Origin of the sequence: Niallia oryzisoli (assembly GCF_043641075.1) — a bacterium.
GTDB classification, from domain to species: Bacteria; Bacillota; Bacilli; order Bacillales; family Cytobacillaceae; genus Bacillus_BD; species Bacillus_BD oryzisoli_A.
Genome location: NZ_JBHZRC010000003.1, coordinates 1 through 26,561, shown reverse-complemented (window position 1 = coordinate 26,561; position 26,561 = coordinate 1). Strand labels below are relative to the sequence as shown.

The following is a 26,561-nucleotide window of genomic DNA, read 5'->3' as shown; positions in this document are numbered from 1 at the left end:
GGATTTGGTTTAAATAGTAAGTGGAAGCAGTCAGTCTGCTTCCCTTATAAAGGAGGACTAAGGCGATGGCAAAAAAAGCACCTGAAATTGGTGATTACAAATATGGCTTTCATGATAAAGACGTCTCCATTTTCCGATCAAAGCGCGGTTTAACAAAGGAAATTGTTGAAGAAATTTCAAAGATGAAAAATGAACCACAATGGATGCTTGATTTCCGTTTGAAGTCGTTGGATCTTTTCTACAGCAAGCCTATGCCGCAATGGGGTGGAGATTTAAATTCATTAAACTTTGATGAAATTACGTATTACGTAAAACCATCAGAGAAATCAGAGAAATCCTGGGATGAAGTTCCAGATGAAATCAAACAGACCTTCGATAAGCTAGGGATTCCTGAAGCTGAGCAGAAGTATTTAGCAGGGGTTTCTGCTCAATACGAATCAGAGGTTGTTTATCATAATATGAAGGAAGATCTTGAAGCACTTGGAATCGTATTTAAGGATACAGATTCAGCTTTGCGTGAAAATGAAGATATTTTCCGTGAGCACTGGGCAAAGGTAATTCCGCCGACAGATAATAAGTTTGCAGCGCTAAACTCTGCTGTATGGTCTGGTGGATCTTTCATCTATGTACCAAAGGGTGTAAAGGTTGATACACCACTGCAGGCGTATTTCCGTATTAACTCAGAAAACATGGGTCAATTCGAGCGTACACTGATTATTGTTGATGAAGGTGCATCCGTGCACTACGTAGAAGGCTGTACAGCACCTGTGTACACAACCAATTCACTTCATAGTGCAGTTGTTGAAATCATTATTAAGAAGGATGCCTATTGTCGTTATACAACCATTCAAAACTGGGCAAACAACGTGTTTAACCTTGTAACAAAGCGTGCGGTTTGTGAAGCAAACGCGACAATGGAATGGATTGACGGAAACATCGGCTCTAAATTAACAATGAAATATCCTGCTGTTATCTTGAAAGGTGAAGGTGCGCGTGGTCTTACTCTATCTATCGCAATCGCCGGTAAAGGACAGCATCAGGATGCCGGTGCGAAAATGATTCATTTAGCGCCAAATACATCTTCAACGATAGTGTCTAAATCCATTTCAAAGCATGGTGGTAAAGTAACTTACCGCGGTCAGGTTCATTTTGGCCGTAAAGCGGACGGTGCTCGTGCGAATATTGAATGTGATACATTAATTATGGATAATCAATCAACATCAGATACGATTCCATACAATGAAATCTTAAATGATAATATTTCACTTGAGCATGAAGCGAAAGTATCAAAGGTTTCAGAAGAACAATTATTCTATTTAATGAGCCGCGGTGTTTCAGAGCAGGAAGCAACTGAAATGATCGTTATGGGCTTCATTGAACCATTTACAAAAGAATTACCAATGGAATATGCCGTTGAAATGAACCGCTTAATCAAGTTCGAAATGGAAGGTTCTATCGGTTAATCGTATGCAGACCGCTTGCCACTATGGTAGGCGGTTTTTCACTTCATTTACATTTACTTCATAATTAGCTATTCTTAACTCATTAAGTATCAGGCAGTGAACCTACTCGAGTCTGAGTGTTCATGCCAAATAGAAGGTGAATGTATGGAGTATATTATCCTTTTGATACTCGGATACTTGGCAGGTACAATTGGAAGCCTTGTTGGTCTGGGTGGGGGAATTGTTATTGTCCCTGCATTATTGTTTTTAGGCACGTCAACCTCACTGATTGGGGAAGTGTCACCGCAGGTTGCTGCAGGTACCTCATTATTGGTTATTATTTTTACTGGCTTATCCTCGACGATTGCATATTATAAGCAAAAAAGGGTCGATTATAAAAGCGGACTAATATTTTTTATCGGCAGCGGTCCAGCGGGGATTTTGGGAGCCTGGGTAAATAAGCAGCTAGATGTAGATGCCTTTTCGATTTGGTTTGGTTTTTTTATGATTTTTATTTCATTTGTCCTCATGTACAAGGACAAATTAAAGCCATTAAAAAGAAAGTCGGTAAAGGGTATTTGGAGGACTTATATGGATGAAGAAGGGAATGAGCACTCCTATGGCTTTCGTCCGAGCATTGGAATTGCGATTTCTGTTCTTGTAGGCTTTCTAGGGGGACTGCTCGGGATCGGCGGCGGTTCATTAATGGTTCCGGCCATGATTCTTTTATTCTTCTTTCCGCCACATATAGCTGTGGCTACCTCCATGCTCTTATTGTTTCTAACATCTATTACAAGCTCTTTGGCCCACATTGTAATGGGTAATATCAATTGGTTATTTGCGCTTGCCCTTATCCCAGGTGCCTGGTTTGGCGGGAAGACTGGTGCGTTATTAAATCAAAAACTGCCAGGAAAAACAATCGTAACATTATTAAGGATTGTATTAATCATTGTTGGAATCCGTTTAATTTACAGTGGTATTTAATCAAATTTCTCGCCGAATTTGCGCCCGGATTTTTATCGAGCTTGCTCGATAAAATACCTTAAAAAAATCCGAGGCATCCGCCGGAGGCTTAACTTCAGGATGAAGTTAAGGAGATTTTGGGTCTTTTGTGCTAAGATGAAGAAAAGGAAATTAATTTGTCTGATTACTTTATAGGGAAGGGAAGGTGATTGAATTTGGAAGTTATCCATATATATCATATAAATGATTTACATAGCCATTTTGAGCATTGGCCGCGAATGCAGCATTTTTTAGCAGAACGAAGAAAATGGCATATAGAAGCGGGCGAAGAATTCCTTTTATTTGATATTGGTGATCATGCAGACCGCTCTCATCCCTTAACGGAAGCTACACATGGAAAAGGGAATGTACAGCTTTTAAATGAAGCAGGCTTTCAGGCGGTAACAATAGGAAATAATGAGGGAATTACCTTCCCATATGATGATCTGGATCATTTATATGATCAAAGGCAGTTCGATGTATTAGTGGCTAATTTAGCATATAAAGACGGTCAGCGTCCAGGTTGGTTAAAGGAGCATGCCATTTATGAAACAAAAAAGGGTATGAAAATCGGACTCACTGGATTGACAGCAAATTATGCACATCTTTACGATCTTTTAGGCTGGCAGACACATGATCCGTTCGAAGCTCTTAAACAGCAAATCAGCCTTTTAAAAGGGAAGACAGATATGATCATTCTGCTTTCCCATTTAGGCATTCACGATGATGAGCGAATCGGCGAGGAATTCCCTGAGATTAATGTCGTGATTGGCGGACATACGCATCATATTCTTCATGAAGGAAAACTTGCCGGTAACACGCTGCTCGCCTGTGCAGGCAAGTATGGGATGTATGTCGGTCATATTCGGCTAATGGTTGATACAGCAACAGGCCGTATTGTTGAACAAAAGGCATGGCTATATGACACCAATGACCTGTCTCCGGTTGAGGATGAGGAGGAAAAGGTAAATCAGTTATACAAATGGGGGAAGGATATTCTTTCTGCTGACGCAGTTGCCACTGATTGTGCTGAAATTTCTAAGAAGGACCTAGCGCTCGTTCTTTGTAAAGCTATTCAGGATTGGTGCCATGCAGATTGTGCTTTTATTAATGAAGGATTAATCCTTGAAGGCCTATCCGGAGGGAAGGTTACCAGATATGATTTGCTGAAGCTGTGTCCTCATCCGATTAATCCAGCAGTTGTAGAGCTGACAGGGGCTGAGTTAAAGGAAGTACTTGTTCAGACGATGGATGAAAAGTGGAAGGATCTGCAAATATTCGGTTTAGGCTTTCGCGGGAAAATTATGGGGAAAATAGTCTACAGTGGAATTGATGTAAAAAAGGAACATGATTACCACCATTTTTTCATTCATGGACAATTAATCGATAGTGATAGGACCTATAAGCTTGCGATCCCCGATATGTTTACCTTCGGACGTTTCTTCCCATCTATTTTCCGGGCGAAGAATAAGCACTACTTCTTACCCGAATTCCTGCGTCACGTTTTAGAGTGGAGAATTGGCGAGATGGAAAAACAAATAGTAAATTAATACACGCTTTCCTCCTTTCCGACATAATGTGTAGTAGGAAAAGGAAAGGAGCATGTATAGATGATTGATGTTTCACCAATTGAAATTAGTGGACATACCTTTTTAAGTATCTCTGTTTCTTTACCCAAAACCAACTTACTTGTTGTGACAAGTGATAAAGGATATATTATGTGCGGGGCTCTTGATGTCGCACTGCTTAATGAAAAGCTGAAGGACAGAAAGGTCATTGCCGGTAGGGCCGTTGGTGTTAAAACCATTGAACAGCTTTTAGAAGCGCCGTTAGAATCGGTCACCTATGAAGCTGAAGCATTGGGGATTCATAAAGGGATGGTTGGAAAAGAAGCCATGCTGAAAATGCTTTGAAAAGGGGGGGAGTCATCGCGACTGCCCTTTTTTATTTTTAATAAATAGGGACTATTGTAGCTTGTGATAATAGAAATCTGCGGGTTATGGTTGTTGTATATGAAAAAATATCTAGACTGCCAGTAGGACAAAATGAACCTGTAGGAGCTTATGTATGAGATTAGTAAAGACTTCATCTGTAGAGGCAAATACAAAGCTTGGGAAAGCCATCTATAATGAAAATGGCAGAATTTTAATCAATAAAGGTGTAGCTCTTGAAGGACGCATGTTAAAGCGGCTAATCGACCTAGGAATTACCTATATCTATATAGAGGATAAGCAAACGGATGATATTTTTCTAAAGGAACCCATTTCAGACCCTTTGAAACGGGAAGCAATGACAACGATTGCAGCCACTTTTAAAAAAATACATTCAGAGCCGCTAGAATCTAAATCCTTCATCATGGAAAAATCCGTTAAAGAATATCAGGCAATCATTAAACATATTATGAGTGAGTTAAACAACAATCCAGAGTTGATGTCAATTCTTTCAGATGTTTGTGTACACGACACCTATATCTTTACCCATTCATTAAATGTGACGCTTTATTCTTTGGCTGTTGGGATGGAGCTCAAATTGCCAACCTCTAAGTTAGAAACAATCGGTCTTGGGGCTCTTATGCATGATATTGGGAAGGTATCTGTCCCTAAGGAAATTCTTATGAAGCCTGGGAGGCTGACGGATGATGAATATGAAATTATAAAAAAACATTCGTCAGAGGGCTTTGAATTATTACGCAATACCCATACAGTTCCACTGCTCGTGTCCCATTGCGCCTTTCAACACCACGAGCGCCTGGATGGCTCTGGATACCCGAGAGGACTTCGGGGAGATGAAATTCATGAATATGCAAAAATTGTAGCGGTTGCCGATGTATTTGATGCGGTGACATCCCATCGGGTATACAGGGACGCTATGCTTCCCCACGAGGGACTGGAAATGCTTTATGCTGGGTCAGATCGTCACTTTCAAGCTAAAATTGTGAAAGCTTTTCAGCATTCAGTTGCCATATATCCTGTGGGAATAACTGTTTCCTTAAATGATGGAAGAAAAGGTGTTGTCGTCAAACAGAATAAATCGCTGAATGATCGTCCAGTTGTAAGGATTTTGGAAGAGGAGGGCTACCCTGTAGCGCCATATGAAATCAATTTAGCGGAAAAGCTTTCAGTTGTGGTAACGGATTGCGATACTACATATAAAAGAAGGTAAATAAATTTATCTCTTTTACGATAAAATGAGCGTTAGTCCCTCTTCTGCTGCATACATATAGCTTGTAGAGGGGGGAATTGTCTTGGCGAAGCTTTTTCGCAGACGGATACAAAAACGAGGACCGCTACCGTTACGATACGTATTATTATTGACGTTTGTGTTTTTTACATGTTCAACCCTAGTCTGTTTATGGATAATTGAAAAGGAATTAGAGCCGACATTAATGAGCTATGCTAAATCGGAATCAAGAAATATTGCTACATTAGTAATCAATAACGCAGTAGATGAGCAGTTTGAAGAAGCTGAGTCCGAGGATCTCTTTCGGACAATTCCCAATACAGATGGTTCCAATAATATACAATTAGATACAGAAAAAATTATTCGAAAACAGACAGAAATCGTCAGTCTTATTCATGAAAATATTAAGCAAGCAGAGGAAGGTCATACAGATGCGCTTCGTTCCTTGACGGATGTAAAAATTGATAAAACCAAACCAAAGGAAGCAAAAGGGATTAATTTTTCTATTCCATTAGGCCGTGCAACAGATAATGCCTTGCTAGGTAATTTAGGTCCGGATATTCCAGTTGAATTTTATGCCATTGGAGATGTAACGTCAGATGTGAAAACGAAAATTGATGAGTTTGGCATCAATGGCGGCATCATTGAAATTTATATTGAAGTTCAAGTAAATATTGAAATCATCGTTCCTTTTTCCTCGGATGTGACTGTTGTAAAACGTAATATTCCGATTGGGATGGGCGTATTTAGAGGAGAAGTTCCACAATTCTTTAATGGCAATGGAAACAGTAACCCCGCCATCCAATTGCCTAAAGAATAATAGGTGTCAGGCACCGCATATGGACAAATGACTGTATTTTGTCTTTTTGCGGTGCCTGACACCTTATTTTTTCGGTTTTTGTCTTTCCTGTCGTTCCCAAAGCCTTAGATGTGGGTAGGGGTCAAAAGACCATTCAGTTCTACCATTGTCCTTGTACATGCCATAATGCAAATGAGGAGGGAATTTCCCTGCAGTACCTGGAGGGCCGTAACCGGAGCTGCCGACACTTCCAATTATTTGGCCTGGTTCAACTACCTGCCCTGTATGTAAATCCTTGGCAAAGCCATTTAGATGGGCAAAGTAGTGATAATTATTATTAATATCGCGAATGCCGACCCGCCAGCCGCCGTATTTATTCCAGCCCTTCATTTCGATGATGCCATATGATGTAGCGCGTACCGGAACACCGTAGCTGGCAAAGATATCCGTTCCTTCATGGATTCTTCGACCTCCCCAGCCGCGTGCATCTCCCCATGTATTTTTGTAGCTGTGGTTACTGCGAATCGGAACAGGAAACGCATGGCTTTCTAAATTCAGGTGACCAAAATGCTTGTAGATTTTGGCTTTACCGACGATAATACCGACTGTTTTATCACGCTTGTAATAATCCCATAAAGCCAGCTTAATGTTATCGTGATCAGTACCATAATTCAATATATAACGGGCAAACGTATAAAGGACATCTGCATCACTTTTTTGGGATGCTTTATCATCTCCGTCTCCATCTGCACCCATTCCATTGAAAAATTCAATTGAAAGTGGATTTTCATCATTTTGATTCGGATTCAAGACGCCAACCCATTTTTCAGATGAAAAATAAATGCCTGTTATACCTTCAGCCTTCGGCAAATCCTTTCGAGACTGGCGAACATTTCTTTCATATTGATCAACAGCAGCTAAATAATACCAGGGGATATTTGTAACGGATTCTATTTTCTGATATAGTTCCATTCTCTTAGCAAAAAGATCGCTTTGTTCATCAGCCTTTGCCATCATTGGCCCATTCACAAATAGCAGTATGAAACAAATCGAACATAATACAGCCTGCCGCATACAAATCCTCCCTTCCATCGTTAATAGATAAAGTATCAATTTTTATCATTCGTCTTCAGCACCTCATTTTTTAAGGCTGTTTAAACGTGAAGCCTGCACTCTTATCTTCTTCCTGATTAGTTTATGAGTACAAAAGGATTTCATAAATATAAAATTTTGGAAATATCGAACGAGAATAGATTTCTTGTTGTTCAATCAATTCATATGGTAAAGTGGGAATGATAGATTTTATATATATACTGTAATATTGCAATAGAATGGAGCGATCGTATGTCCAACCAAAAAGAGGTACAGCGTAAACCGGAATGGTTGAAAATAAAGTTAAATACGAATGAAAATTACACAGGCCTAAAGAAAATGATGCGGGAAAGCAATCTTCATACAGTATGTGAGGAAGCACGTTGTCCCAATATCCATGAATGCTGGGCGGTCAGAAGAACCGCTACCTTTATGATTCTTGGTGATACATGTACAAGGGCTTGCCGGTTTTGTGCTGTAAAGACAGGACTTCCGACAGAATTGGATCTGAAAGAGCCAGAAAGAGTAGCAGATTCGGTACAAACCATGAATTTAAAGCATGTTGTTGTAACAGCTGTTGCCCGTGACGATTTAAAGGATGGCGGTGCCGCTGTGTTTGCGGAAACGGTCCGTGCAATAAGAAGGAAAAATCCATTTACATCGATAGAGGTTTTGCCATCTGATATGGGCGGTGTGTTTGAAAATCTCAAAACCTTAATGGATGCCAAGCCAGACATTCTAAATCATAATATCGAAACAGTCGAAAGGCTGTCACCAAGGGTTCGGGCAAGGGCAAAGTATGAACGTTCCTTAGAATTTTTACGCCGGGCAAAGGAGCTGCAGCCGGATATCCCAACGAAATCAAGTTTGATGGTTGGTCTTGGTGAAACAAAAGAAGAAATACTTGCTACTATGGATGACTTGCGTGCAAATCATGTAGATATTATGACAATCGGACAGTATCTGCAGCCGTCTACAAAGCATTTACCTGTTGAAAAATATTATCATCCAGATGAATTTAAAGAGTTAAAAGAAATCGCGATGGAGAAAGGCTTCAGTCACTGTGAATCCGGTCCTCTTGTCCGTTCCTCTTACCATGCAGATGAGCAGGTAAATGAAGCAGCTAAACAAAAGCATTCATTAGAGGACCAAGAGTTAAAAAAGGCATAATAGGGAAAAGAGCTCAGCTTAAATCGAGCTGAGCTCTTTTTTCATCTCATCGCTCTTTTTCCATTTGGTTCGAACGGTTTCGAATATTCATGACATCACCATTGGCATCTTCTTCATCACTCACAGGCTGACCCTGAGGAGCTTTTAACATTTCTTTTATTAGCTTATCGATACCTTCATCTGTATTTTTGCTGTTAGAATCAAGATAGGAATAGCTTTCCATTGTTCTCCGCAGATTAAAATCATCACTGACATAAACATGATACCAGCGTGGGATAACAGACATACCAGTTTTCTTTACTTGATCCGCTGTCAGATTTCGATCCTTCGTGTCCGTATCATAAATGATAAGGACCTCTTCATCTGTAACAAGTGTCGCTACATCTTGAACATTTGGCAGGTCAGTGCAATACTTGGAAATGATATCTGCTACCTTTTCACGGTCAATCGCTGAATAATGATCATTGGACATATTCTCTCCCATTACAGGACTTTTTTGATGACGAACATAGCCAATGTTGGTACTCTTATTTCCGTTATTATGCTCCTTGTATAATTCACGACGATCATCATTCACATTAATCGTATTACCGCTGTCTTTATACGTTTCATTTTTGGCCAAATCCTCTTGGCAGGCTGTCATAACGGTAAGGCCGCAAAGACTGATAATCAGCCATGACTTTTTCATTTTACTATCCACCTCCATATGTATAGAGTGACCGTTGAAAAAATTTTTCCACATAGTAATTGTTGGCGATTACGTTACCAACTTGCACTTTTCCTCATTTTATGGCTAAATCTTCTTATAGCAATCGTTTCCAAGCAATGGCATAATTTTAACTAATCCGGCCAATTTAGGGGTTATTGGAATGCGAAAGAGAACGTATAGATAAAATACTGTGTCAACAGAGTAGACACAGGAAGTTGATATGGCTTCGTTCAGAAAGTGACACACTTGAGAGGTGAAAAGGATGGTTTGCATTGAAAATACATGTTATGAAATCGTTGAGGAGAGAGGATCGGGCTTTAACGAGGAAGCATTCCGTAATCGATTTAGCGATATCTTAACGAAATATGATTATATAGTCGGTGATTGGGGATATGGTCAGCTTCGCTTAAAAGGCTTTTTTGATGACCAAAATCACAAAGCATCATTTGACACAAAAATCAGTACAGTCTCAGAATACCTATATGAATTTTGCAACTTTGGCTGTGCATACTTCATTGTAAAAAAGATAAAAAAATAGGTGTCAGGCACCGCAAAAAGACAAAATGTGTGATTTGTCCATATGCGGTGCCTGACACCTTTTTATTCATCGTGCGGTGGGTGTGCACCGTCCATCTGCCGAGGCAGGTCTTCATGAAGTGATTTAAATTCCCAGTTAAAAGCACTATAGCTGCGTTGTCCTTCTTCCCAAGGGGTGCTTTTATTTTCAACAGGTGTATTCTTTCCAACCGGTGAACCGACAGGCCCTTCGGGAAATTCCTCAGGAATAATATTATTCTTCATTTTTTCAACATTGGAAAAGTTTGTGTACCTTTCCATCTCTTTGTCGTCCATTGTTATCACCTCAACATCAGTATTCTCCGTTCGTAGGAAAATATGAGGTGATTTCTGTTAGCTTAAACAATCTCGGCTAGAAATGAAGTTAGCTCTGCTGCTGCCTCTTCATCTAAACGGAACACATGCTCCAAGTAGCCTTCTTCTTCTAAATCATCCTGACCAATAATGGCAAAGTTTCCGCCTTGAATATCAAGCACTAATAATTTACCGTAGTAGCGGTCTGAATACGTAATCGCTAAATCAAAGCGTGTATTCTCCCCCATAAAGCTGACAAACCTTGTTTTGGTATTTTCTGTATCATCATATAAAAAAAAGCGCTCTGCCATCATTTACTCCCCTTTTGTTCACTGTAGTTACAAATATTTCACAAAAAAATATTGTTATCCCTATATTAGCAGAAACAATAGTTATACACTATTAGTTGAGACCAACATAAAAATATTTCATAAATAGATTTTGTGAAAATTATGGTACAATACACATAAGTATATTATTATGCTGGAACTGGTATTGAAACTGTCTAACCCAGTACATGATGGATGGTAACCTTTAAATCCTTGTGAGTTATCGAACGAATAAAACCGTTTACATTTCAAAATGACATATTGGTTTTTCTATGCTTCTGAGAGGAAGGAATATCGATGAGAGTTAGGACAAGCAGGAACTGGATGGATTGGTGGAAACTCTTACTTCCGTTACGACAAATTAGATTTTTTCCACCCCGATTTATTATCAGGGACCCAATCGTAGAAGGGGTCTCACATGCGTTTAAAAGAGGAAACGAAGTTGCTATTATCGTATATAACATTCGAAATATGTTAGACCTGAATCAATCATTTAGCAGCAGAGAAATCGAGAAAGCAACTCCAATCATTAAAAAGACGTTTCGTGAAATAATTGAACGGGAACAGGAACTTAGAAAAGACAATATGATTCTTATTGATTATCATTATGGAGACGGTTTTTCCATTTATGTTCCAGTTGAAGATGCTGACGAACAGAGAGTATTTGATGTTGATGCATTAATGAGTAAATTTTCGATTGAACTGAACCATGCGCTTTCGTCAGATGAAGTAACCAGCCAAATTATTTTCGATAAAGGCTATATGTTTATCGAAAAGAGGTACCCTGTTATACAGGATGCGATTTATTCGGCACGTAAACAAGCCTTAGCGATGGCTGAAAAACGGGTGAAAAGTGAGTATATTGAAATGCGCTATGAAATGAACAGGATTATTACAAAGAAAAATATCCGGATGTTTGCTCAGCCCATCATGGATATGATGACAAAGGAGATCCATGCATGGGAGATGCTTGCAAGGGGGCCTGAAGGCACAAATTTAGAAATGCCGCTGCGTTTATTCTCCGTTGCAAGGCAGACAGGGAACCTTTATGATTTAGAGATGATTGTACTGGAGAAAACCTTTGAAAAGATAGAGGAAACAGGTTGTCACCAAGAGATTTTTGTTAATTTTACACCATTGACGCTAGGAAATAAACGCTTTGTTGCGGATTTACAAGCTCATTTAGAAAAATTCAGTACGATTAATCCCCATCAGATTATTATGGAGATGACTGAGCAGGATACAGTGGAAGAAAAAAGTGTATTAATTGAAAATATAAGGAAATTACGATCATTAGGTTTCCGTTTTGCCTTAGATGATACAGGTGCTGGCTATTCAAATTTATACTCGATTGGTGAGATATTACCGGAAATAATAAAAATCGATCGTGCATTAATCCAGAATATCCATGAAAGCTCGGTAAATGAATCGATGTTAAGAGGAATTCTGCTTGTGGCAAAAGAAGTAGGTTCAAGAGTAGTCGCCGAAGGAATTGAAAAAATGGAAGAGGTAAGTGTCTTATCTAGACATGAAGTTGATTTCGCTCAAGGTTATTATTTTGCACGGCCATCTGATTTTACCCATCAAATGGTTGCATCGCACTATTAAATAGGAAGTTTGTACCATTATAAACGAAATGAAAAAAGCTCACCGGATAAAGCTGGGGGAAGGGTGTTAAATATGTATTTTGTTGATCGAGATAAAATTGAGGAAACATTAAACTACCTTGAAGGCCAAATTGGCTTATTAGAAGAGAAGAATGAGTGGGAAACAACGATTGAAAAAGCTGCATTGGAAAGAATCCTCCATATGATCCTAGAGTCGATTCTTGATGTGGGAAATGGACTTATCGACGGTTTTATCATGCGTGACCCAGGCAGCTATGATGATATTATTGATATTTTAGAGGATGAAAAGGTTATTTCAAAGGAAATGAGTGTTAGCTATAAAAAAGTAATAAGGTTTAGAAAAAATCTTCAGCAGCAATATACAAATATCAATCATCAAAAATTACTAGAAGGCTTCCGCGAGGAATTAGTCCTGTTAAAACAATTTACGTCCAAGGTTCGAGACTATTTAGAAAATGAACTTGGTCCGGTTACGGCCTTTAAACCAACTGGTAAATAAGATATAGAACGCTTACATGCTGTACTGACGAGGATGGTGAAAAAATGTTAATCAATACGCGGAATACGAAGGAACAAATATTAGCTCTCTTGAAGCAATATGGCACCTTAACGATTATGGAGCTGTCAACTGAATTAGGGATAACAGAAATGGCTGTAAGAAGACATGTCCAAACCCTGGAGCGGGATAAACTCATTCGTTCCAATGTTAAAAAGCAAACAATGGGCAGACCTTCTAAGGTGTATGAGCTTGCGGAGCAGGGTGAAAACTTTTTTCCAAAAAAGTACAAGGAGCTCAGTCTTGATCTCTTACATGGATTAAAAGAGGCCGGCCATGAAGACTTGATTAAAGACATATTGCGGAAGAAAAGGGAACAATTCCTTGAACAATATAAGCTCGAGCATAAGAACGAAGCAATGGGCGAAAAGCTTGAAAATCTAAAGCGGATTCAAGAGCGAGAAGGTTATATGCCGCAAATTGAGGAACAAGATGGGAACCTGCATTTTAAAGAGCTTAACTGTCCATATGTTGAAATTGCCAAGGAGTTTCCTGGAATTTGCGAGGCAGAGCGGGAGTTTATCAAAAAGTTTCTTGACGCAGATATCACCACGCTTACATCGATGACGGAAGGCCATACATGCTGTCATTATTCAATTCAAGAGAAATAATCACATCAACATGATTATGCAAAAATGAGGGTGAATGGATGAAACAATATAAAGGATATTTAATTGATTTAGATGGTACGATGTATAGAGGGACAGAAGTAATCCAGGAAGCGGCTGATTTTGTCAATCACCTGAATGAGCGTGGGCTGCCTTACTTGTTCGTTACGAATAATTCCTCTAGAACACCTGCACAGGTAGCGGAAAAGCTCCGTGATTTCGGTGTGAAAGCTACGGAAGAGCAGGTTTTTACAACCAGTCTTGCTACAGCTAATTATATATATGAACAAAAGAAGGATGCTTCAGTGTATGTAATTGGTGAAGAGGGGCTTATGACAGCGATTAAAGAAAAAGGGTTTACCTTTACTAATGATCAGGCTGATTATGTAGTGATGGGTATTGATCGTGATATTAGCTATGAGAAGTTGGCAGTTGCCTGTTTAGCTGTCCGTAATGGTGCTGTCTTCATCTCGACCAATGCTGATATTGCACTCCCAACAGAAAGAGGTCTGCTGCCTGGAAATGGTTCCATAACATCTGTTGTTTCTGTTTCTACCCAAACGCAGCCTATTTTCATTGGGAAGCCAGAGTCGATTATTATGGAGCAGGCGTTAAAAGTAATTGGTACCAATAAAGAAGAAACCTTAATGGTTGGGGATTATTATGATACCGACATTATGGCTGGGATGAATGCTGGTATCGATACACTGCTTGTCCATACAGGTGTGACAACAAAAGAGCTGCTTAAAGGATACGAGAAGCAGCCGACCTATGTATTAGACAGTCTTGATCAATGGGAATTCATATAAAAGCACGCCAAAGAGCTGCTGACAAAATGGAATAAGGCATTACTCCTTATTCATTTTGTCAACAGCTCTAAGAGGCGTGCTTATTTTGCTTAGGCCAAAACAGTCGGCCGTCGACCTTTCAGTTGCAATGCTTATTCTACATTCTCGGCACGATGTGCAAGGCGGCTTGAAGCGGCTGCTGCAATGGCGCCTACAATATCGTCAAGAAAGGTATGGCAGAAACCTGATGACTTATCATTTAGATCCTTAAGAATGCCAGGCTTTTGTTTATCAATATAGCCATAGTTTGTGAATCCGATGGATCCATATACATTGACAATGGACAAGGCCAGGATTTCATCCACACCATATAGTCCTTCATCAGATCCAATGATGGATTGCAGCGGCTCCTCCAGCAAACCCTTCTCCGCTAGGATATCAAGCTGAATACCTGTTAAGATGGCATTTTGAACCTCTCTTTTTGAAATGACTCGCTCGACGTTATGCAGACAATCTTCTTTTTTCAAATCCGTATGATAATCCTTTTGCAGATAATAAACAAGTTCAGCAATATCTTCTGTTTTGACGCCTCTATTACTAAGCCATTTTCTTGCTGTTGCTTCCGTTAGATCCATTGCTTTTCCTTCTTCGCTCATACGTTTCACCTTTTTCCTAAGATTTTCATAACTGTTTACTGACCTATTAAATTCTTTTCCACATCCTCATCATTTCCGTCGAATTTGCCCTTATTCAAGAAATACACAAGTTTCCTGTTACTTCATCATAAATATAGAACATTAGCTCAAAAGCAGAAAAACGATAAAAATAAATAGTATTAGGATTATTCTATCAATTTTTATGGTATCTGCCAAAGATGAACACAAATTATTTTTTTATGATTATGTTTTGGCAAAAATTCTTCATCACGAATGAGGTGGATAAAGTATGTTACAAAAGCTTCTTAAAAAGTATTATGGAATAGAAGCAATTGAAGTGATGCCGATAGGTCACTATCACTCCTGTAAAAAAGACAATCAGCGGTATATTTTGATTCCAGTAACTCATGTTAATGAAGAGGAATTAGCAGAGCTCGAGCAAATAGCGAACCATTTACAAAAGAATGGAGACCGTACAGTCAATACGTTTCTTTATACAAAAGAAAATAGCAGAATATTGACATTAGAATCGGAAAAATACTGTGTTCTCACTTCTCAGCAGCAAATTCACTCACCAAGATCAGGCCGATTAGGAAGAAAACTTGCTAAATTCCACTACCGAGGAAGATCGATTTCTTTTTCGGTTCAAAAGACAAGCAGAATCGGACAATGGAAGAACCTATGGGAAAAGAGAATTGACCAAATGGAAAAGGTCTGGAGCTCTATGCTTTATCAACATCCAGAAAATGAGTTTGACCGCATGTTTAGAGAGTCTTTTCCATATTATATGGCAATTGGTGAAAATGCGATTCAGTATTTAGTGGATACCGAATTGGATGATGACCCAAAAGTAATAGATAATGGAACGGTATGTCACCATCGTTTTACAATCCAAACCTGGGGTGAAGAATTTTCCTTCCGAAATCCTTTTGACTGGGTATTTGATCATAGCAGTCGTGATTTAGCCGAGTGGACGAGAGAACGCTACTTCCATAATTATCGAACGTATCAGCATGATATCCAAAGTTTCTTTAGGGATTATCAATCCATCGAGCCGTTAAGCTCCTTTGCTTGGAGATTATTATATGCAAGACTTTTATTTCCGCTTCATTATTTAGAGTGCATTGAGGATTATTATTCTACAACATCAGAACAGCAGCAGCGGCAATTGACAGAGCGGTTGGAAAATTACTTACAGCACTCAAGAGATCATGAAAAGTTTTTAAAAGACTTTTACCATTTAACAGAAGCGCCCATTAGAGGCTATCAATTACCTGTAATTGATTGGCTGTAAAGGACAGAGACGATTCATTATCAATGGGGTCGTCTCATTTTGCTTGCATTTTGTTCATTTTATTATGAAAATAGTCTGTTTTCGCAGTATAATAAAAATAATATAAAAATAAGGAGGCTACACAGAATCCACCATACATAGTTTATGGAGATCAAACCCAAACGATGGAAGGCAGTATAAAAATTTTTTAAATGATTGATGATTAACCGAATATAAGGAAAGGAAACGTTTTCACTGCTGCAAAGTAGAAAATTATTCCTTGTAAAACCAGTATATTCACACTATAATGTCTACTATACGAATACAAATGTACATTTATAGAGAACACAAAAGGGGAGGGCTAGCAGTGAATGTGATTTCAATAGGTTTATTAGGACTAGGCACAGTTGGTTCAGGAGTCGTGAAAATTATCGAAGATCATCAAGATAAGCTTATGCACCAAGTCGGCTGTCCAATTAAAGTAAAAAAAATACTAGTGAAGAGCTTGGATAAAGATCGTCCAATTGAGATTGAGCCATCTGTCTTAACAACAGATGTAAATGATATATTGCTAGATCCGGAGATTGACGTTGTGATTGAGGTAATGGGCGGCGTTGATAAGACAAAAGGATATCTCCTCCAGGCGTTAAACAATAAAAAGCATGTCGTAACAGCAAATAAAGATTTAATGGCCCTGCATGGAGCAGAGCTATTGCAAACAGCATCTGAAAATGAGTGCGACTTATTCTTTGAAGCAAGTGTTGCCGGGGGCATCCCGATTTTAAGAAGTATTGTGGATGGTCTGTCTTCAGATAAAATCACAAAAATTATGGGAATCGTTAATGGAACAACGAACTTTATTTTAACTAAAATGAGTAAAAACGGTGCTGCCTATGAGGAAGTACTGAAAGAGGCACAAGAGCTAGGCTTCGCTGAAGCAGATCCAACATCAGACGTAGAAGGGCTCGATGCAGCGCGTAAAATGGCGATTTTAGCTACATTGGGATTTTCCATGGAGATCGATTTGGATGACGTGTCTGTTCAAGGAATCACGTCTATTACAGAAGAAGACATCCAATATGGAAAACAGCTTGGGTATACAATGAAATTAATTGGAATGGCCAAGCAGGATGGCGATAAGGTAGAAGTCAGTGTACAGCCAACGCTTTTATCTGATTCACATCCGCTTGCAGCTGTTCAGAATGAATATAATGCCGTATATGTCTGCGGTGAAGCGGTTGGCGAAACAATGTTTTATGGTCCTGGAGCGGGCAGTTTGCCAACGGCCACCTCAATTGTATCAGACTTAGTTGTCGTGATGAAAAATATGCGGGATGGTGTGAACGGCAAAAGTATTGTATCACCACAATATCCGAAGAAATTAAAAGCAGATAATGAAATCTTCTCAAAATATTTCTTACGCTTACATGTTTCAGATGAAACAGGTGTTTTTGCTGAAATTACTTCTATCTTTGCGGAGCATAATATCAGCTTTGAAAAAATTCTTCAGCTGCCAGTAGTGAAAAGAGAGGTAGCCGAAATCGTCCTGGTTACACACCATGCATCGAAGCAGGATTTTGAAGATATATTAGTAAGATTAAGGGACTTAAGATCAGTAAAAGATATAAAGAGTACCTACCGGGTTGAAAGAAGTTCTAATTAATGAGCTGGAAGGGTCTGCTAAGAAAACTATAAGGGCTTAAAGGATCCAAATTCAGCAAACATAATCTACAATCACACCTGTTAAGCTGCTAAATGATGAAAAATTTGTAGCTGAGCATATTAAAGGAGTTGTCAAGGTATGAGCGAAAGTGACATGCTCATCATAAAGGTTCCCGCCAGTACTGCCAATCTTGGCCCTGGCTTTGATTCGATAGGGATGGCGTTAAATCTTTATTTAACCCTTGAAGTGGAAAAGGCAGATAAATGGGAGGTAATTCCGCTTAGTGAGGAAATGGCTGCCTTCCCTAAAGATGAAAACAATTATATTATTCAAATAGCATTAAAAACAGCTGCGCGGTATAATAAAAAATTACCGCCAGCGAAAATTGGAGTAAAGAGTGAAATCCCGCTCGCTAGAGGCCTTGGTTCAAGTGCTTCTGCGATTGTAGCTGGTATTGAACTTGCTGACGTCCTCGGCCGTCTAAACCTGACACGTCAGGAAAAATTCGCTTGGGCATCGGAAATCGAAGGGCATCCCGATAATGCAGGTGCTTCTGTATTTGGAGGATTGCTTATTGCTTGTCAGACAGGCGATTCGGTTGATGCAGTCGTATCACACGACATTGATTTTGAAATTGTAGCGGTTATTCCACGCACAGAGCTTCTAACCAAAGAGGCAAGAGGTGTTCTGCCTCAGGAAGTATCCTTCTCGGAGGCTGTAACGGCCGGCGCTGTTTCAAATGTTCTTGTTGCTGCTTTATTTAGCGGCAACTATGACTTAGTAGGAAAAATGATGAAGAATGATCGTTATCATCAGCCGTATCGACGCGGGCTTGTGCCGCATATGGCAGTCATTGAAGAGCATGCACCTCAATTTGGCGCATTCGGTGTAGCCTTAAGTGGCGCAGGACCAACTATCCTATGCTTAACGAAGCCTGGTGCTGCAGAGACTGTGATTAATGGTTTGCAGAAGGTGTTGCCTGACATGGATTATCTAAGCTTAGAGGTTGATCAATCCGGAAGTAAAGTGTATTCGATGACAGGTATATAAAAAAAAGAAGCGACTATTTTAGTCGCTTTCTTTTTTATACAATATTAAAATACTTGTTCTACTTCTACGATTCCTGGTACTTCTTCAAGCAGTGCGCGTTCAATTCCAGCTTTTAGTGTTATAGTAGAGCTTGGGCAGCTTCCACAAGCACCTAGTAGGCGTAATTTTACAATTCCATCCTCAACATCTACAAGTTCACAATCTCCTCCGTCACGAAGAAGAAAAGGGCGCAATTTATCTAATACTTCTTGTACTTGTTCTGTCATCGTTTGTTCTGACATAACCTTCATCTCCTTTCCTACTCATAATTATTATTATAATCAGAAGCAGGAAAAAAAGCTATCAATCAGAATCGAAATCCAACAACTGCTAGCTGTTATTTTCCATATAGGTTAACAATTTAGTATGATAATATAAAAAACAAAAGGAAGGTGTAATATGGAGAAAAAAGTAGTTGAGATAGCAGTATATGGAGCAGAGCAAATTTGTGCCAGCTGTGTGAATTTACCATCCTCAAAGGACACCTATGAGTGGCTTGAAGCAGCAGTCAAAAGAAAATTTCCTAATCAGCCCTTTACATTCACCTATACGGATCTTTTCAAACCGACTGATGTAGAAGAGAAGCAGCAAATGATTAAGAGAATCCTGGAAGAGGATCTATTCTATCCAGTGGTCGTTATCGAAGGGAATATTATTGGTGAAGGGAATATTCGCTTAAAAACTGTTTTTGCGGAGTTAAAACGCTACGGATATATGGAAGCAGAAGGAATGTAACAGAAAAAATCCGCAAACAATGAAGACATTTGCGGATTTTTTGCTTCTTACTTAACCATTATGATATTTGTACATCCAAAGGATACCTGATTTAATTAAGCGAGCGACTCTTCCAGTTACTGGTTTTTCAGCAACTAGACCGAAGCCATGTTTTTTACCAAGTGACCCAAGAATCCCTTTGAGTTTAATTGTTGGCAATGATTCAGGCAATGGTTCACCCTTCCAGCGCAATTGAAGAACCTGTACAATTTGCTCGGCCTGACCCTCGGCTAATTGTGCACTTGGGGCATGCGGCAGACTAGCACAGTCTCCTACGACATATACATGCTCGTTGTTAGGAATATTATGATGTACGGTTAAGACGATTCTGCTTTGCTTATCCTTTTCTACATTCATTTCTCTAACAATTTGGTTTGGCTGAATTCCTGCTGTCCACACGATCACATCACATTCAATTGGTTCATCATGGTTATAGAGGATTTTTTCTTCCACTCTCGTAATATTAGAATTGTTGATAATTTCAACTCCGTGATTATCAAACCAATTCTGAACATACGTACTTAATCTTTCAGGGAATGCAGATAAGATATAGTTGCCTCTGTCAAATAGTTTTATTTTTAAATCCTTACGACTTTCATTCAGTTCAGAGGCGAGCTCTACACCGCTTAATCCGGCACCGACAATCGAAACGACAGATCCAGGAGGAAGATTATTCAGAGCCTGATAGGTTTCGCGGGCCTTTTCGATGTTTTGGATGCTATATGTGTATTCGGCAGCACCTGGCACATTATGATATTTATCCTCACAGCCTAAACCGATTATCAGATCATCATACGTTACCGGTTCTTCATTGGACAACATCACTTTCTTTTCTTCCAAGTCAATCTTTTCAATTTCAGCATAAATCACCTTTAATTTCGAGTGTTCCGGAAGGTCAACACGTACGTGCTGATCGGAAATAGTACCTGCAGCAAGAGCATAGTACTCTGTTTTAAGACAGTGATAGGGTAATCGATCAATTAAAGTAATGGATACATCTTCTGGTAATTGATTAGGCAGTAAACGTGCAAGAACTCTCATTCCGCCATAGCCTGCACCAAGTATAACAAGGTTCTTCATTTCAATTTCCCCTTTTTGCTTCATTCATCTAGTGATGTCATATTATTTTATTTAATAGATGAAGGAAGTCTCATTCTTTGACCTTACATAGAAAAATATTAAAGATTTGTAGAATGCCCTTTCATTTATAGGCATACTGATAAAAGCATTTTTGACTGCACAAAAAGGCTTTTGAAATAATTTTTTATTATTTTATTTAAATAGTGTGGATACCCAAAGTATATCTAAATTGTGACAAAATAACAACAGTTATGGGTCGAAATATTGACAATTTACTGATGTTAAATATGAAAATCACATAATATATAGGACAAGCGAATTATTTGCGATGAAGATATAAAAAAAGTATTATGATTGTTATAGTAAGAGGTGAAAATATATGATTAAATCGATTGTCGAGTTTTGTGTAAGTAATTTAGCATCTGGTTCACAAAAGGCACTTGAGCAGCTTGAAAAAGATTATGACTTAGATGTTCTTGAGTATGGATGCTTAGGCTATTGTGGCAAATGCGCGCATTCATTATTTGCTCTTGTTAATGGTGAGGTTGTTACAGGGGAAACACCTGAACAGCTTGTTGAACATATTTATCAGTATTTAGATGAGAATCCTCTTTTTTAAAATAAATTGGCGGGAGATTGCGTGAAACTACTTCAAAAACGTAAGGGTGCATACTATATGCACCCTTATTTATTGATATCCTGTCTAATTGTTTGCCATCTTTCTTTGGCCATCTCAACCATTTTCGTTTCGGTTGTTCTACGTTGTCCTTCGATTACCTTAGAGAAGTATTTACCGGCATCCTTTTTGCTTCCCGTTCGATAGGATAACTCGGCAAGAAGGTACAGGACGCGGATTTCAGACACCTGTGTGCCTTGATAATCCTGTGTACTATAGGCTTCCTCATATTCATGGATGGCAAGCCTCATAAAACGCTGTTCTTGCTCCATATCCTTAAGTGAACGGAAAAGCCAGGCAATTCTTAAATACATTCCGGCAAGGATTATATGCTTTTCCTTTTTCAACAAGGCACAATAGACAGCAAGTTTATAGGTATTAATTGCATCTGCTATTGTCCGTTTGTCGGAAAAGCTATGCGGTGTCCACCCGGAACAAACCTTTTCTTGAATTTCTTCCTTTGTTCCTGGCGGAAAGTATGGGGAAAAATCGTCTGAAAAAGAAAATCCACATTCAGGGCAAACCAGGATATGATATAACAACGGGTTATTTTCAGGGGGGGAATACGCAGGGCAAAGATCAGTATCTGTATGGACTAATTTGATAAAACGCGAGCGTATTTTTTTTGATGTAAAATGATTCCCGCATATCGGACAATCACATTTTTTATCGAATAAAGTATCAAGCTCTGTCATATGAAATCACCTCTTTTTGATAAAAACCACTTCTTCAGTACTATTATTATAACGTAGATAGACCAGAAGGACTAATGATTATATAGGCTTCTTAAGTTGAGGAGAGTGTGGGAAGCGTATATAATATAGAGAAAGTGTTAAAGGAGGAAAGTAGATGAGTCAATTAGTTACAATTACAGAAGCAGCTGCTCTTCAGATAAAAGAAATGATGAAACAAAACGAGGAAGAAGGATCACTATTACGTGTTGCCGTTAAAGGTGGAGGTTGCAGCGGCTTAACATACGGAATGGGATTTGTTCAAGAGGCTGAAGAAGATGATCTCCAGTTTGAGCAGCATGGAATCCAAGTAGTGGTTAAGAATGAGGATTCTGCCATTTTAAATGGAACAGTCATAGATTACAAGCAATCCATGATGGGCGGCGGATTTACGATTGATAATCCAAATGCGATTGCGACATGTGGGTGCGGGTCTTCCTTCCGCACAGCAACACAGGAGGGAACACCGGAAAACTGTTAATAGTTTAATAAAAAGCGGATAGCCATGTGCTGTCCGCTTTTATTATTAAAATACACGTGCCTTTTGTTTTGATGCGACATGTTTGCCGTGTACGAAATAATAGAGAATAATAGATAATACGACAAAGACGGACAGGGTCAGATACATGCCGCGGAAGCCAACTAGCGGAATAAGCATGCCGGTAAGGATGGGGCCGATGCCCATTCCGCCATCTAAGCATATGAAGAAGGTGGATGTGGCTAATCCGATTCGGTGCTTTGGTGAAACCTTTACAGCGATTGCTTGAGCGGAGGAAATAAACGTACCGAAGCCAAGGGCAGTGAAGGCACCTGCTAGTAAGACAGTAAAGCTATGATGTGCCAGATGTAATAATAGCAGGCTTAATGAAAAAAGCAGTAAGGCAGGATAGATGACCATATTATCCCCTTTCACATCCAGCAGCCTGCCAGTCATTGGTCTTGAAAGCAATAGAAATACAGCATAAACAATAAAAAAGAGACCTGCTGCTTCCGTTAAGTTGAATTCTGTCGCATACGAATGTAAAAAGGTTACGATACCTGAATAAGCAATTCCCATTAAAAACATAATGATTGAAATAGGAATTGCTTTTTTTTCGAGGGAATTTTGAAGGGAAAAGCCTTTTTTTAGAGCCTGGAGCTGTTGTTCTGTCAAGGTGGCTTCAGGTACCTTCATGAATAGTGTAAAGATAATGCTAATGACAGAGAAAATGGTGCAAAGCACAAAAATCATTGAAAAAACCGTGTGCTCGGTGATGTAAAGACCGATAAAAGGTCCAATGGCTGTAGCTGTAGTTGCACTGGAGGCATAGTAACTCGTTCCTTCTCCGCGGCGTTCAAGCGGAACCATATCCATTACGGCGGTGGACATGGCATTAGCGGCTATTCCGAAGGAAACCCCATGTATAAATCGAACGACTAATAGAACGTCCAGCTGATGAACTGGAAAATAGAGTAATATAGTTAATAAAAATAATAAAAGGCCCCAGTAGATCATTTTTTTTCTTCCGATTACTTCGATGTACTTACCGGCAAACAACCGTGAAAAAAGAGCCCCAATAATAAAAATACTGGAAGCAAGACCTGCCATACTTTGTGAAGCATGAAATTGTTCAACAGCATAAAGGGTTAAAGTGGTCATTAATACATAGAAGGTAAGTGCGACAAAGAAATTCGCAATGAAAATAATAATAAAATCTTTTGTCCATAATGTTTGATTCAATTTAATTGCCCCCTATACTATATATAGTGATCATTCATATAAGAAAGAAGTGTCTGCTGCATAAAAAAAGCTGGCTTAAGCAGCCAGCTTTTTTGCATGTTGGGGCAGAATTATTTAAATAAATCAGAACTATGCGGGACATGTCTTTTGGCTGATGGATCAATGAATTTTTTTGCCTGGGAAACGGCTATAGGTGCTTCACCAAATCCGTTTGCAATTAGCTTCACCTTTCCATCATACGTACAAATATCGCCGCAGGCGTAAATTCCAGGAATACTGGTTTCCATTTTAGAGTTTACAACAATGGAGTTCCTTTCGATGTTTAAGCCCCATTCCTTAATGGGACCAAGTGATGAAACGAACCCGTAATTAACAATCACTGCATCTACATCAATGGCAGCTTTTTCTTCTGTCTTTACATGTTGAATCAAAACTTTCGAAATCTTATTATCCTCACTTATTATTTCTAATGGAACATAGGGTGTTTTAATACTTACCTTTGAATTTTCGAGGTTTTCGACACTGTGTTCATGGGCGCGAAATTTGTCACGCCGGTGAACAATAGTTACTTTTTCTGCAATGGGTTCAAGCATTAATGCCCAATCGACAGCTGAATCTCCTCCACCAAAAACGACGACCTTTTGACCGGCAAATTGATTTAAATCATTGATGAAGTAGTGGAGGTTTTTTCCTTCAAATTCAGAGGCGTTTTTTAATTCAAGCTTGCGCGGTTGAAATGCTCCGTTTCCAGCTGTGATGATGACTGCTTTGGCGTAGTGGATTTCTTTATTCGTGGTTAATTTGAAGATGCCGTCTTTCCCTTTTTCGATTTTCTCCACCGATTGCTCAAGTGTAATGGTTTGTTCAAACTTAGACATTTGATTTCGTAAGTTATCAATTAATTCCTGAGCCCGTACTTTTGGAAAGCCTGCAATATCATAGATGAACTTTTCCGGGTATAATGCAGATAATTGGCCGCCTAACTGCGGTAATGCTTCAATTAATTTAACTGAAGCTTGTCTCATGCCTCCATAGAAAGCGGTAAATAGTCCGACCGGTCCGCCGCCAATTACAGTGATATCATATATGTTCTGATCTTCCCGCACTCCATCAACCCCCTAATGATGTTAGTTCGTACTTAATTTCATAACAGCTTAACATGTGATAATACATCTATTTTACTGCTAATTCTAACTATTTAGAATAGTTATTCGAGTTTATTGATATATCAGCTTTTATCTATTGAAAATCGGATAAAAATAGAATATTATTATGTGAAGAGAGAAACCTGTTAATCTTTTGTGAACATCATTTGTTTTTTTTGTCTGTATTAGTGAAAAACATCACAATGTAGTCTCCTTTTTATTGCAACAAGGAGGGTTTTTTCGACAGATTGGTAAACTAATCTAAAGGGGATGATCCTATTGATTAAACCAAAGATCGTTATTCTAGGGGCCGGTTACGCAGGATTAATGACGCTTACAAGGCTGCAAAAAACGATTAATGTAAATGAAGCAGAAATAGTGTTGGTGAACAAACATGATTATCATTATGAAACAACCTGGCTTCATCATGCGGCTGCTGGTACGCTTCATCATGACCGCGTCCGTTTTAATATAAATAATTTGATTGACCGAAGTAAGGTAACGTTTATCGAGGGAACTGTCGTTGAAATAAATACAGAAAAAAATATAGTCCAATTGGAAAATGAAGAACTTTCCTACGATTATCTGGTTGTAGCATTGGGCGGAGAATCAGAAACATTTGGGATAAATGGATTAAAAGAACATTCCTTCGCAATTATTAGTGTGAATGCAGCACGAAAGATTCGTAATCATATCGAATACCAATTTGCTACGTATCATACAAAAGGCGAAAAAACGGACGATAAATTAACCATTGTTGTTGGTGGTGCCGGTTTTACGGGAATGGAGTTCCTTGGTGAACTTACCGACCGAATTCCAAAGCTATGCAAGGACTATGATATTGAAGAAAATCAGGTGAAATTAATTTGTGTTGAGGCAACAGACTCACCTTTGGCTGGCTTTGATTCTGATCTTGTAAAATATGCAATGGCCTATTTAGAGAGCAGAGGTGTCCAATTCAAACTTAATACGAGGATTAAGGAATGTAAACCGGGTGTCGTGATTGTCCAATCAGGTGAAGAAGAAGAGGAAATTAAAGCAAGAACTATCATTTGGTCAGCAGGTGTACGCGGAAGCTCTGTCATTGATCGCTCTGGATTTGAAGCGGATAGAGGGCGTGTAATGGTACAACCTGATTTACGAGCACCTGGCACTGATAATGTTTTTATTATTGGCGATTGTTCGATAGTTTTAAATAAAAAAGATAACAGTCAATACCCACCAACTGCGCAAATAGCCATGCAGCAGGGGATTACCTGTGCAGCAAATCTAACTAAGCTTATTCGTAAAAAAACGGATTTGGAAGCATTTGTTCCAAATATTAGAGGCAGTGTGTGTTCATTGGGGGAAAATGATGCAATTGGAATTGTATATGGAAAGAAAATAGTTGGCCCTAGGGCTCTTTTTATGAAAAAAGTGATTGATAATCGGGCTTTATACATGATGGGCGGGGCTTCACTTGTATTTAAAAAAGGAAAATTAAATTTATTTAGTTGACGTAATGGAGGCTGGGACAAAACCCCCTTCTGAAATGAAAAAGCCTGTGAAATTTTACGAAGAGTAAAATTTCACAGGCTTTGA

The 26,561-nt window shown here is 39.0% G+C and carries 29 protein-coding genes; 19 read left to right on the top strand and 10 right to left on the bottom strand.

The window, feature by feature from the left end; all coding sequences use genetic code 11:
- The first annotated feature begins 65 nt into the window (after window positions 1-65).
- The 6 genes from sufB to yunB all read left to right on the top strand — a co-directional run bounded on the left by sufB (window position 66) and on the right by yunB (window position 6,444).
- Complete coding sequence (sufB, locus tag ACHUFV_RS12390) at window positions 66-1,463, top strand: Fe-S cluster assembly protein SufB (RefSeq protein WP_394234534.1); 1,398 nt, start codon at window positions 66-68, stop codon at window positions 1,461-1,463.
- A 144-nt stretch (window positions 1,464-1,607) separates the two neighbouring features.
- The gene (locus ACHUFV_RS12385; RefSeq protein ID WP_394234532.1) at window positions 1,608-2,426 is read left to right on the top strand and encodes a sulfite exporter TauE/SafE family protein; all 819 of its coding nucleotides are present in this window, start codon (window positions 1,608-1,610) and stop codon (window positions 2,424-2,426) included.
- 188 nt (window positions 2,427-2,614) lie between these two features.
- The gene (locus ACHUFV_RS12380) at window positions 2,615-3,994 is read left to right on the top strand and encodes a bifunctional metallophosphatase/5'-nucleotidase (protein WP_394234530.1); all 1,380 of its coding nucleotides are present in this window, start codon (window positions 2,615-2,617) and stop codon (window positions 3,992-3,994) included.
- Between the two features lie 60 nt (window positions 3,995-4,054).
- On the top strand, window positions 4,055-4,357 hold the full coding sequence (locus ACHUFV_RS12375) for a YunC family protein (protein ID WP_394234528.1): 303 nt from the start codon (window positions 4,055-4,057) through the stop codon (window positions 4,355-4,357).
- Window positions 4,358-4,511: 154 nt separating this feature from the next.
- Window positions 4,512-5,606, top strand: a complete 1,095-nt coding sequence (locus ACHUFV_RS12370; RefSeq protein WP_394234526.1) for an HD-GYP domain-containing protein — start codon at window positions 4,512-4,514, stop codon at window positions 5,604-5,606.
- 82 nt (window positions 5,607-5,688) lie between these two features.
- Window positions 5,689-6,444, top strand: a complete 756-nt coding sequence (yunB, locus tag ACHUFV_RS12365; protein WP_394234524.1) for a sporulation protein YunB — start codon at window positions 5,689-5,691, stop codon at window positions 6,442-6,444.
- Window positions 6,445-6,507: 63 nt separating this feature from the next.
- Here the strand turns inward: yunB and ACHUFV_RS12360 are convergent, their stop codons facing one another.
- Window positions 6,508-7,440, bottom strand: a complete 933-nt coding sequence (locus ACHUFV_RS12360; protein ID WP_394235081.1) for a M23 family metallopeptidase — start codon at window positions 7,438-7,440, stop codon at window positions 6,508-6,510.
- Between the two features lie 327 nt (window positions 7,441-7,767).
- Here ACHUFV_RS12360 and lipA point away from each other — a divergent pair, with 327 nt between their 5' ends.
- The gene (gene lipA / locus ACHUFV_RS12355) at window positions 7,768-8,685 is read left to right on the top strand and encodes a lipoyl synthase (protein ID WP_394234522.1); all 918 of its coding nucleotides are present in this window, start codon (window positions 7,768-7,770) and stop codon (window positions 8,683-8,685) included.
- 46 nt (window positions 8,686-8,731) lie between these two features.
- Here the strand turns inward: lipA and ACHUFV_RS12350 are convergent, their stop codons facing one another.
- Window positions 8,732-9,373 (bottom strand): YhcN/YlaJ family sporulation lipoprotein, encoded by a 642-nt coding sequence (locus tag ACHUFV_RS12350; RefSeq protein WP_394234520.1) that lies wholly within the window; start codon window positions 9,371-9,373, stop codon window positions 8,732-8,734.
- Window positions 9,374-9,656: 283 nt separating this feature from the next.
- On the opposite strand from ACHUFV_RS12350, the gene ACHUFV_RS12345 reads away from it, so the two are divergent.
- On the top strand, window positions 9,657-9,932 hold the full coding sequence (locus ACHUFV_RS12345; RefSeq protein WP_394234518.1) for a YutD family protein: 276 nt from the start codon (window positions 9,657-9,659) through the stop codon (window positions 9,930-9,932).
- A 62-nt stretch (window positions 9,933-9,994) separates the two neighbouring features.
- Here ACHUFV_RS12345 and ACHUFV_RS12340 read toward each other — a convergent pair whose 3' ends face one another.
- Window positions 9,995-10,246: a cytosolic protein gene (locus ACHUFV_RS12340; protein WP_394234516.1), complete on the bottom strand. Its 252-nt coding sequence runs from the start codon at window positions 10,244-10,246 to the stop codon at window positions 9,995-9,997.
- Between the two features lie 62 nt (window positions 10,247-10,308).
- The gene (locus tag ACHUFV_RS12335; protein ID WP_394234514.1) at window positions 10,309-10,575 is read right to left on the bottom strand and encodes a DUF3055 domain-containing protein; all 267 of its coding nucleotides are present in this window, start codon (window positions 10,573-10,575) and stop codon (window positions 10,309-10,311) included.
- Between the two features lie 342 nt (window positions 10,576-10,917).
- Between ACHUFV_RS12335 and ACHUFV_RS12330 the strand changes: the two genes are divergently transcribed.
- From ACHUFV_RS12330 to ACHUFV_RS12315, 4 genes are all read left to right on the top strand, one after another.
- Window positions 10,918-12,201 carry an EAL domain-containing protein gene (locus ACHUFV_RS12330; protein WP_394234512.1) on the top strand — a complete coding sequence of 428 codons (1,284 nt, stop codon included), beginning with the start codon at window positions 10,918-10,920 and terminating at the stop codon, window positions 12,199-12,201.
- Between the two features lie 72 nt (window positions 12,202-12,273).
- A complete protein-coding gene (locus ACHUFV_RS12325; protein WP_394234510.1) occupies window positions 12,274-12,720 on the top strand; it encodes a DUF86 domain-containing protein in 447 nt (148 codons plus the stop codon).
- 44 nt (window positions 12,721-12,764) lie between these two features.
- Complete coding sequence (locus ACHUFV_RS12320; RefSeq protein WP_394234508.1) at window positions 12,765-13,388, top strand: helix-turn-helix transcriptional regulator; 624 nt, start codon at window positions 12,765-12,767, stop codon at window positions 13,386-13,388.
- 38 nt (window positions 13,389-13,426) lie between these two features.
- The gene (locus ACHUFV_RS12315) at window positions 13,427-14,194 is read left to right on the top strand and encodes a TIGR01457 family HAD-type hydrolase (RefSeq protein WP_394234506.1); all 768 of its coding nucleotides are present in this window, start codon (window positions 13,427-13,429) and stop codon (window positions 14,192-14,194) included.
- 131 nt (window positions 14,195-14,325) lie between these two features.
- Here ACHUFV_RS12315 and ACHUFV_RS12310 read toward each other — a convergent pair whose 3' ends face one another.
- On the bottom strand, window positions 14,326-14,829 hold the full coding sequence (locus ACHUFV_RS12310) for a phosphatidylglycerophosphatase A family protein (RefSeq protein WP_394234504.1): 504 nt from the start codon (window positions 14,827-14,829) through the stop codon (window positions 14,326-14,328).
- A 289-nt stretch (window positions 14,830-15,118) separates the two neighbouring features.
- On the opposite strand from ACHUFV_RS12310, the gene yutH reads away from it, so the two are divergent.
- From yutH to thrB, 3 genes are all read left to right on the top strand, one after another.
- Window positions 15,119-16,123: a spore coat putative kinase YutH gene (yutH, locus tag ACHUFV_RS12305; RefSeq protein WP_394234502.1), complete on the top strand. Its 1,005-nt coding sequence runs from the start codon at window positions 15,119-15,121 to the stop codon at window positions 16,121-16,123.
- A gap of 346 nt (window positions 16,124-16,469) precedes the next feature.
- Window positions 16,470-17,765, top strand: a complete 1,296-nt coding sequence (locus tag ACHUFV_RS12300) for a homoserine dehydrogenase (protein WP_394234500.1) — start codon at window positions 16,470-16,472, stop codon at window positions 17,763-17,765.
- Between the two features lie 138 nt (window positions 17,766-17,903).
- The gene (gene thrB / locus ACHUFV_RS12295) at window positions 17,904-18,815 is read left to right on the top strand and encodes a homoserine kinase (RefSeq protein ID WP_394234498.1); all 912 of its coding nucleotides are present in this window, start codon (window positions 17,904-17,906) and stop codon (window positions 18,813-18,815) included.
- A 44-nt stretch (window positions 18,816-18,859) separates the two neighbouring features.
- Here the strand turns inward: thrB and ACHUFV_RS12290 are convergent, their stop codons facing one another.
- Entirely contained in the window at window positions 18,860-19,105 is a 246-nt protein-coding gene (locus ACHUFV_RS12290; RefSeq protein WP_394234496.1) for a NifU family protein, read from the bottom strand.
- Window positions 19,106-19,253: 148 nt separating this feature from the next.
- Between ACHUFV_RS12290 and ACHUFV_RS12285 the strand changes: the two genes are divergently transcribed.
- Window positions 19,254-19,589 carry a YuzD family protein gene (locus ACHUFV_RS12285; RefSeq protein ID WP_394234494.1) on the top strand — a complete coding sequence of 112 codons (336 nt, stop codon included), beginning with the start codon at window positions 19,254-19,256 and terminating at the stop codon, window positions 19,587-19,589.
- A gap of 51 nt (window positions 19,590-19,640) precedes the next feature.
- Here ACHUFV_RS12285 and ACHUFV_RS12280 read toward each other — a convergent pair whose 3' ends face one another.
- Window positions 19,641-20,708 (bottom strand): NAD(P)/FAD-dependent oxidoreductase, encoded by a 1,068-nt coding sequence (locus ACHUFV_RS12280; RefSeq protein ID WP_394234492.1) that lies wholly within the window; start codon window positions 20,706-20,708, stop codon window positions 19,641-19,643.
- Window positions 20,709-21,087: 379 nt separating this feature from the next.
- Between ACHUFV_RS12280 and ACHUFV_RS12275 the strand changes: the two genes are divergently transcribed.
- A complete protein-coding gene (locus tag ACHUFV_RS12275) occupies window positions 21,088-21,327 on the top strand; it encodes a YuzB family protein (RefSeq protein ID WP_394234490.1) in 240 nt (79 codons plus the stop codon).
- A gap of 65 nt (window positions 21,328-21,392) precedes the next feature.
- Here the strand turns inward: ACHUFV_RS12275 and ACHUFV_RS12270 are convergent, their stop codons facing one another.
- On the bottom strand, window positions 21,393-22,079 hold the full coding sequence (locus ACHUFV_RS12270) for a DUF2225 domain-containing protein (RefSeq protein ID WP_394234488.1): 687 nt from the start codon (window positions 22,077-22,079) through the stop codon (window positions 21,393-21,395).
- 154 nt (window positions 22,080-22,233) lie between these two features.
- On the opposite strand from ACHUFV_RS12270, the gene ACHUFV_RS12265 reads away from it, so the two are divergent.
- Window positions 22,234-22,596 carry a HesB/IscA family protein gene (locus ACHUFV_RS12265; RefSeq protein ID WP_394234486.1) on the top strand — a complete coding sequence of 121 codons (363 nt, stop codon included), beginning with the start codon at window positions 22,234-22,236 and terminating at the stop codon, window positions 22,594-22,596.
- A gap of 45 nt (window positions 22,597-22,641) precedes the next feature.
- On the opposite strand, the gene ACHUFV_RS12260 is transcribed toward ACHUFV_RS12265, so the two are convergent.
- Together ACHUFV_RS12260 and ACHUFV_RS12255 are read right to left on the bottom strand one after the other, a co-directional pair.
- A complete protein-coding gene (locus ACHUFV_RS12260) occupies window positions 22,642-23,835 on the bottom strand; it encodes an MFS transporter (RefSeq protein WP_394234484.1) in 1,194 nt (397 codons plus the stop codon).
- Window positions 23,836-23,945: 110 nt separating this feature from the next.
- Window positions 23,946-24,941, bottom strand: coding sequence for an NAD(P)/FAD-dependent oxidoreductase (locus tag ACHUFV_RS12255; RefSeq protein WP_394234482.1), 996 nt, complete (start codon window positions 24,939-24,941; stop codon window positions 23,946-23,948).
- A 318-nt stretch (window positions 24,942-25,259) separates the two neighbouring features.
- Here ACHUFV_RS12255 and ACHUFV_RS12250 point away from each other — a divergent pair, with 318 nt between their 5' ends.
- A complete protein-coding gene (locus tag ACHUFV_RS12250; protein ID WP_394234480.1) occupies window positions 25,260-26,477 on the top strand; it encodes an NAD(P)/FAD-dependent oxidoreductase in 1,218 nt (405 codons plus the stop codon).
- Window positions 26,478-26,561 lie beyond the last annotated feature (84 nt).

Bases quoted from the DNA above. Each gene is read 5' to 3' on its own strand.
- sufB (WP_394234534.1), top strand. From the start codon at position 66: ATGGCAAAAAAAGCACCTGAAATTGGTGATTACAAATATGGCTTTCAT.
- ACHUFV_RS12385 (WP_394234532.1), top strand. From the start codon at position 1,608: ATGGAGTATATTATCCTTTTGATACTCGGATACTTGGCAGGTACAATT.
- ACHUFV_RS12375 (WP_394234528.1), top strand. From the start codon at position 4,055: ATGATTGATGTTTCACCAATTGAAATTAGTGGACATACCTTTTTAAGT.
- ACHUFV_RS12370 (WP_394234526.1), top strand. From the start codon at position 4,512: ATGAGATTAGTAAAGACTTCATCTGTAGAGGCAAATACAAAGCTTGGG.
- ACHUFV_RS12360 (WP_394235081.1), bottom strand. From the start codon at position 7,440: ATGATGGCAAAGGCTGATGAACAAAGCGATCTTTTTGCTAAGAGAATG.
- lipA (WP_394234522.1), top strand. From the start codon at position 7,768: ATGTCCAACCAAAAAGAGGTACAGCGTAAACCGGAATGGTTGAAAATA.
- ACHUFV_RS12350 (WP_394234520.1), bottom strand. From the start codon at position 9,373: ATGAAAAAGTCATGGCTGATTATCAGTCTTTGCGGCCTTACCGTTATG.
- ACHUFV_RS12345 (WP_394234518.1), top strand. From the start codon at position 9,657: ATGGTTTGCATTGAAAATACATGTTATGAAATCGTTGAGGAGAGAGGA.
- ACHUFV_RS12340 (WP_394234516.1), bottom strand. From the start codon at position 10,246: ATGGACGACAAAGAGATGGAAAGGTACACAAACTTTTCCAATGTTGAA.
- ACHUFV_RS12335 (WP_394234514.1), bottom strand. From the start codon at position 10,575: ATGGCAGAGCGCTTTTTTTTATATGATGATACAGAAAATACCAAAACA.
- ACHUFV_RS12330 (WP_394234512.1), top strand. From the start codon at position 10,918: ATGGATTGGTGGAAACTCTTACTTCCGTTACGACAAATTAGATTTTTT.
- ACHUFV_RS12325 (WP_394234510.1), top strand. From the start codon at position 12,274: ATGTATTTTGTTGATCGAGATAAAATTGAGGAAACATTAAACTACCTT.
- ACHUFV_RS12320 (WP_394234508.1), top strand. From the start codon at position 12,765: ATGTTAATCAATACGCGGAATACGAAGGAACAAATATTAGCTCTCTTG.
- ACHUFV_RS12315 (WP_394234506.1), top strand. From the start codon at position 13,427: ATGAAACAATATAAAGGATATTTAATTGATTTAGATGGTACGATGTAT.
- ACHUFV_RS12310 (WP_394234504.1), bottom strand. From the start codon at position 14,829: ATGAGCGAAGAAGGAAAAGCAATGGATCTAACGGAAGCAACAGCAAGA.
- yutH (WP_394234502.1), top strand. From the start codon at position 15,119: ATGTTACAAAAGCTTCTTAAAAAGTATTATGGAATAGAAGCAATTGAA.
- thrB (WP_394234498.1), top strand. From the start codon at position 17,904: ATGAGCGAAAGTGACATGCTCATCATAAAGGTTCCCGCCAGTACTGCC.
- ACHUFV_RS12290 (WP_394234496.1), bottom strand. From the start codon at position 19,105: ATGAAGGTTATGTCAGAACAAACGATGACAGAACAAGTACAAGAAGTA.
- ACHUFV_RS12285 (WP_394234494.1), top strand. From the start codon at position 19,254: ATGGAGAAAAAAGTAGTTGAGATAGCAGTATATGGAGCAGAGCAAATT.
- ACHUFV_RS12280 (WP_394234492.1), bottom strand. From the start codon at position 20,708: ATGAAGAACCTTGTTATACTTGGTGCAGGCTATGGCGGAATGAGAGTT.
- ACHUFV_RS12275 (WP_394234490.1), top strand. From the start codon at position 21,088: ATGATTAAATCGATTGTCGAGTTTTGTGTAAGTAATTTAGCATCTGGT.
- ACHUFV_RS12270 (WP_394234488.1), bottom strand. From the start codon at position 22,079: ATGACAGAGCTTGATACTTTATTCGATAAAAAATGTGATTGTCCGATA.
- ACHUFV_RS12265 (WP_394234486.1), top strand. From the start codon at position 22,234: ATGAGTCAATTAGTTACAATTACAGAAGCAGCTGCTCTTCAGATAAAA.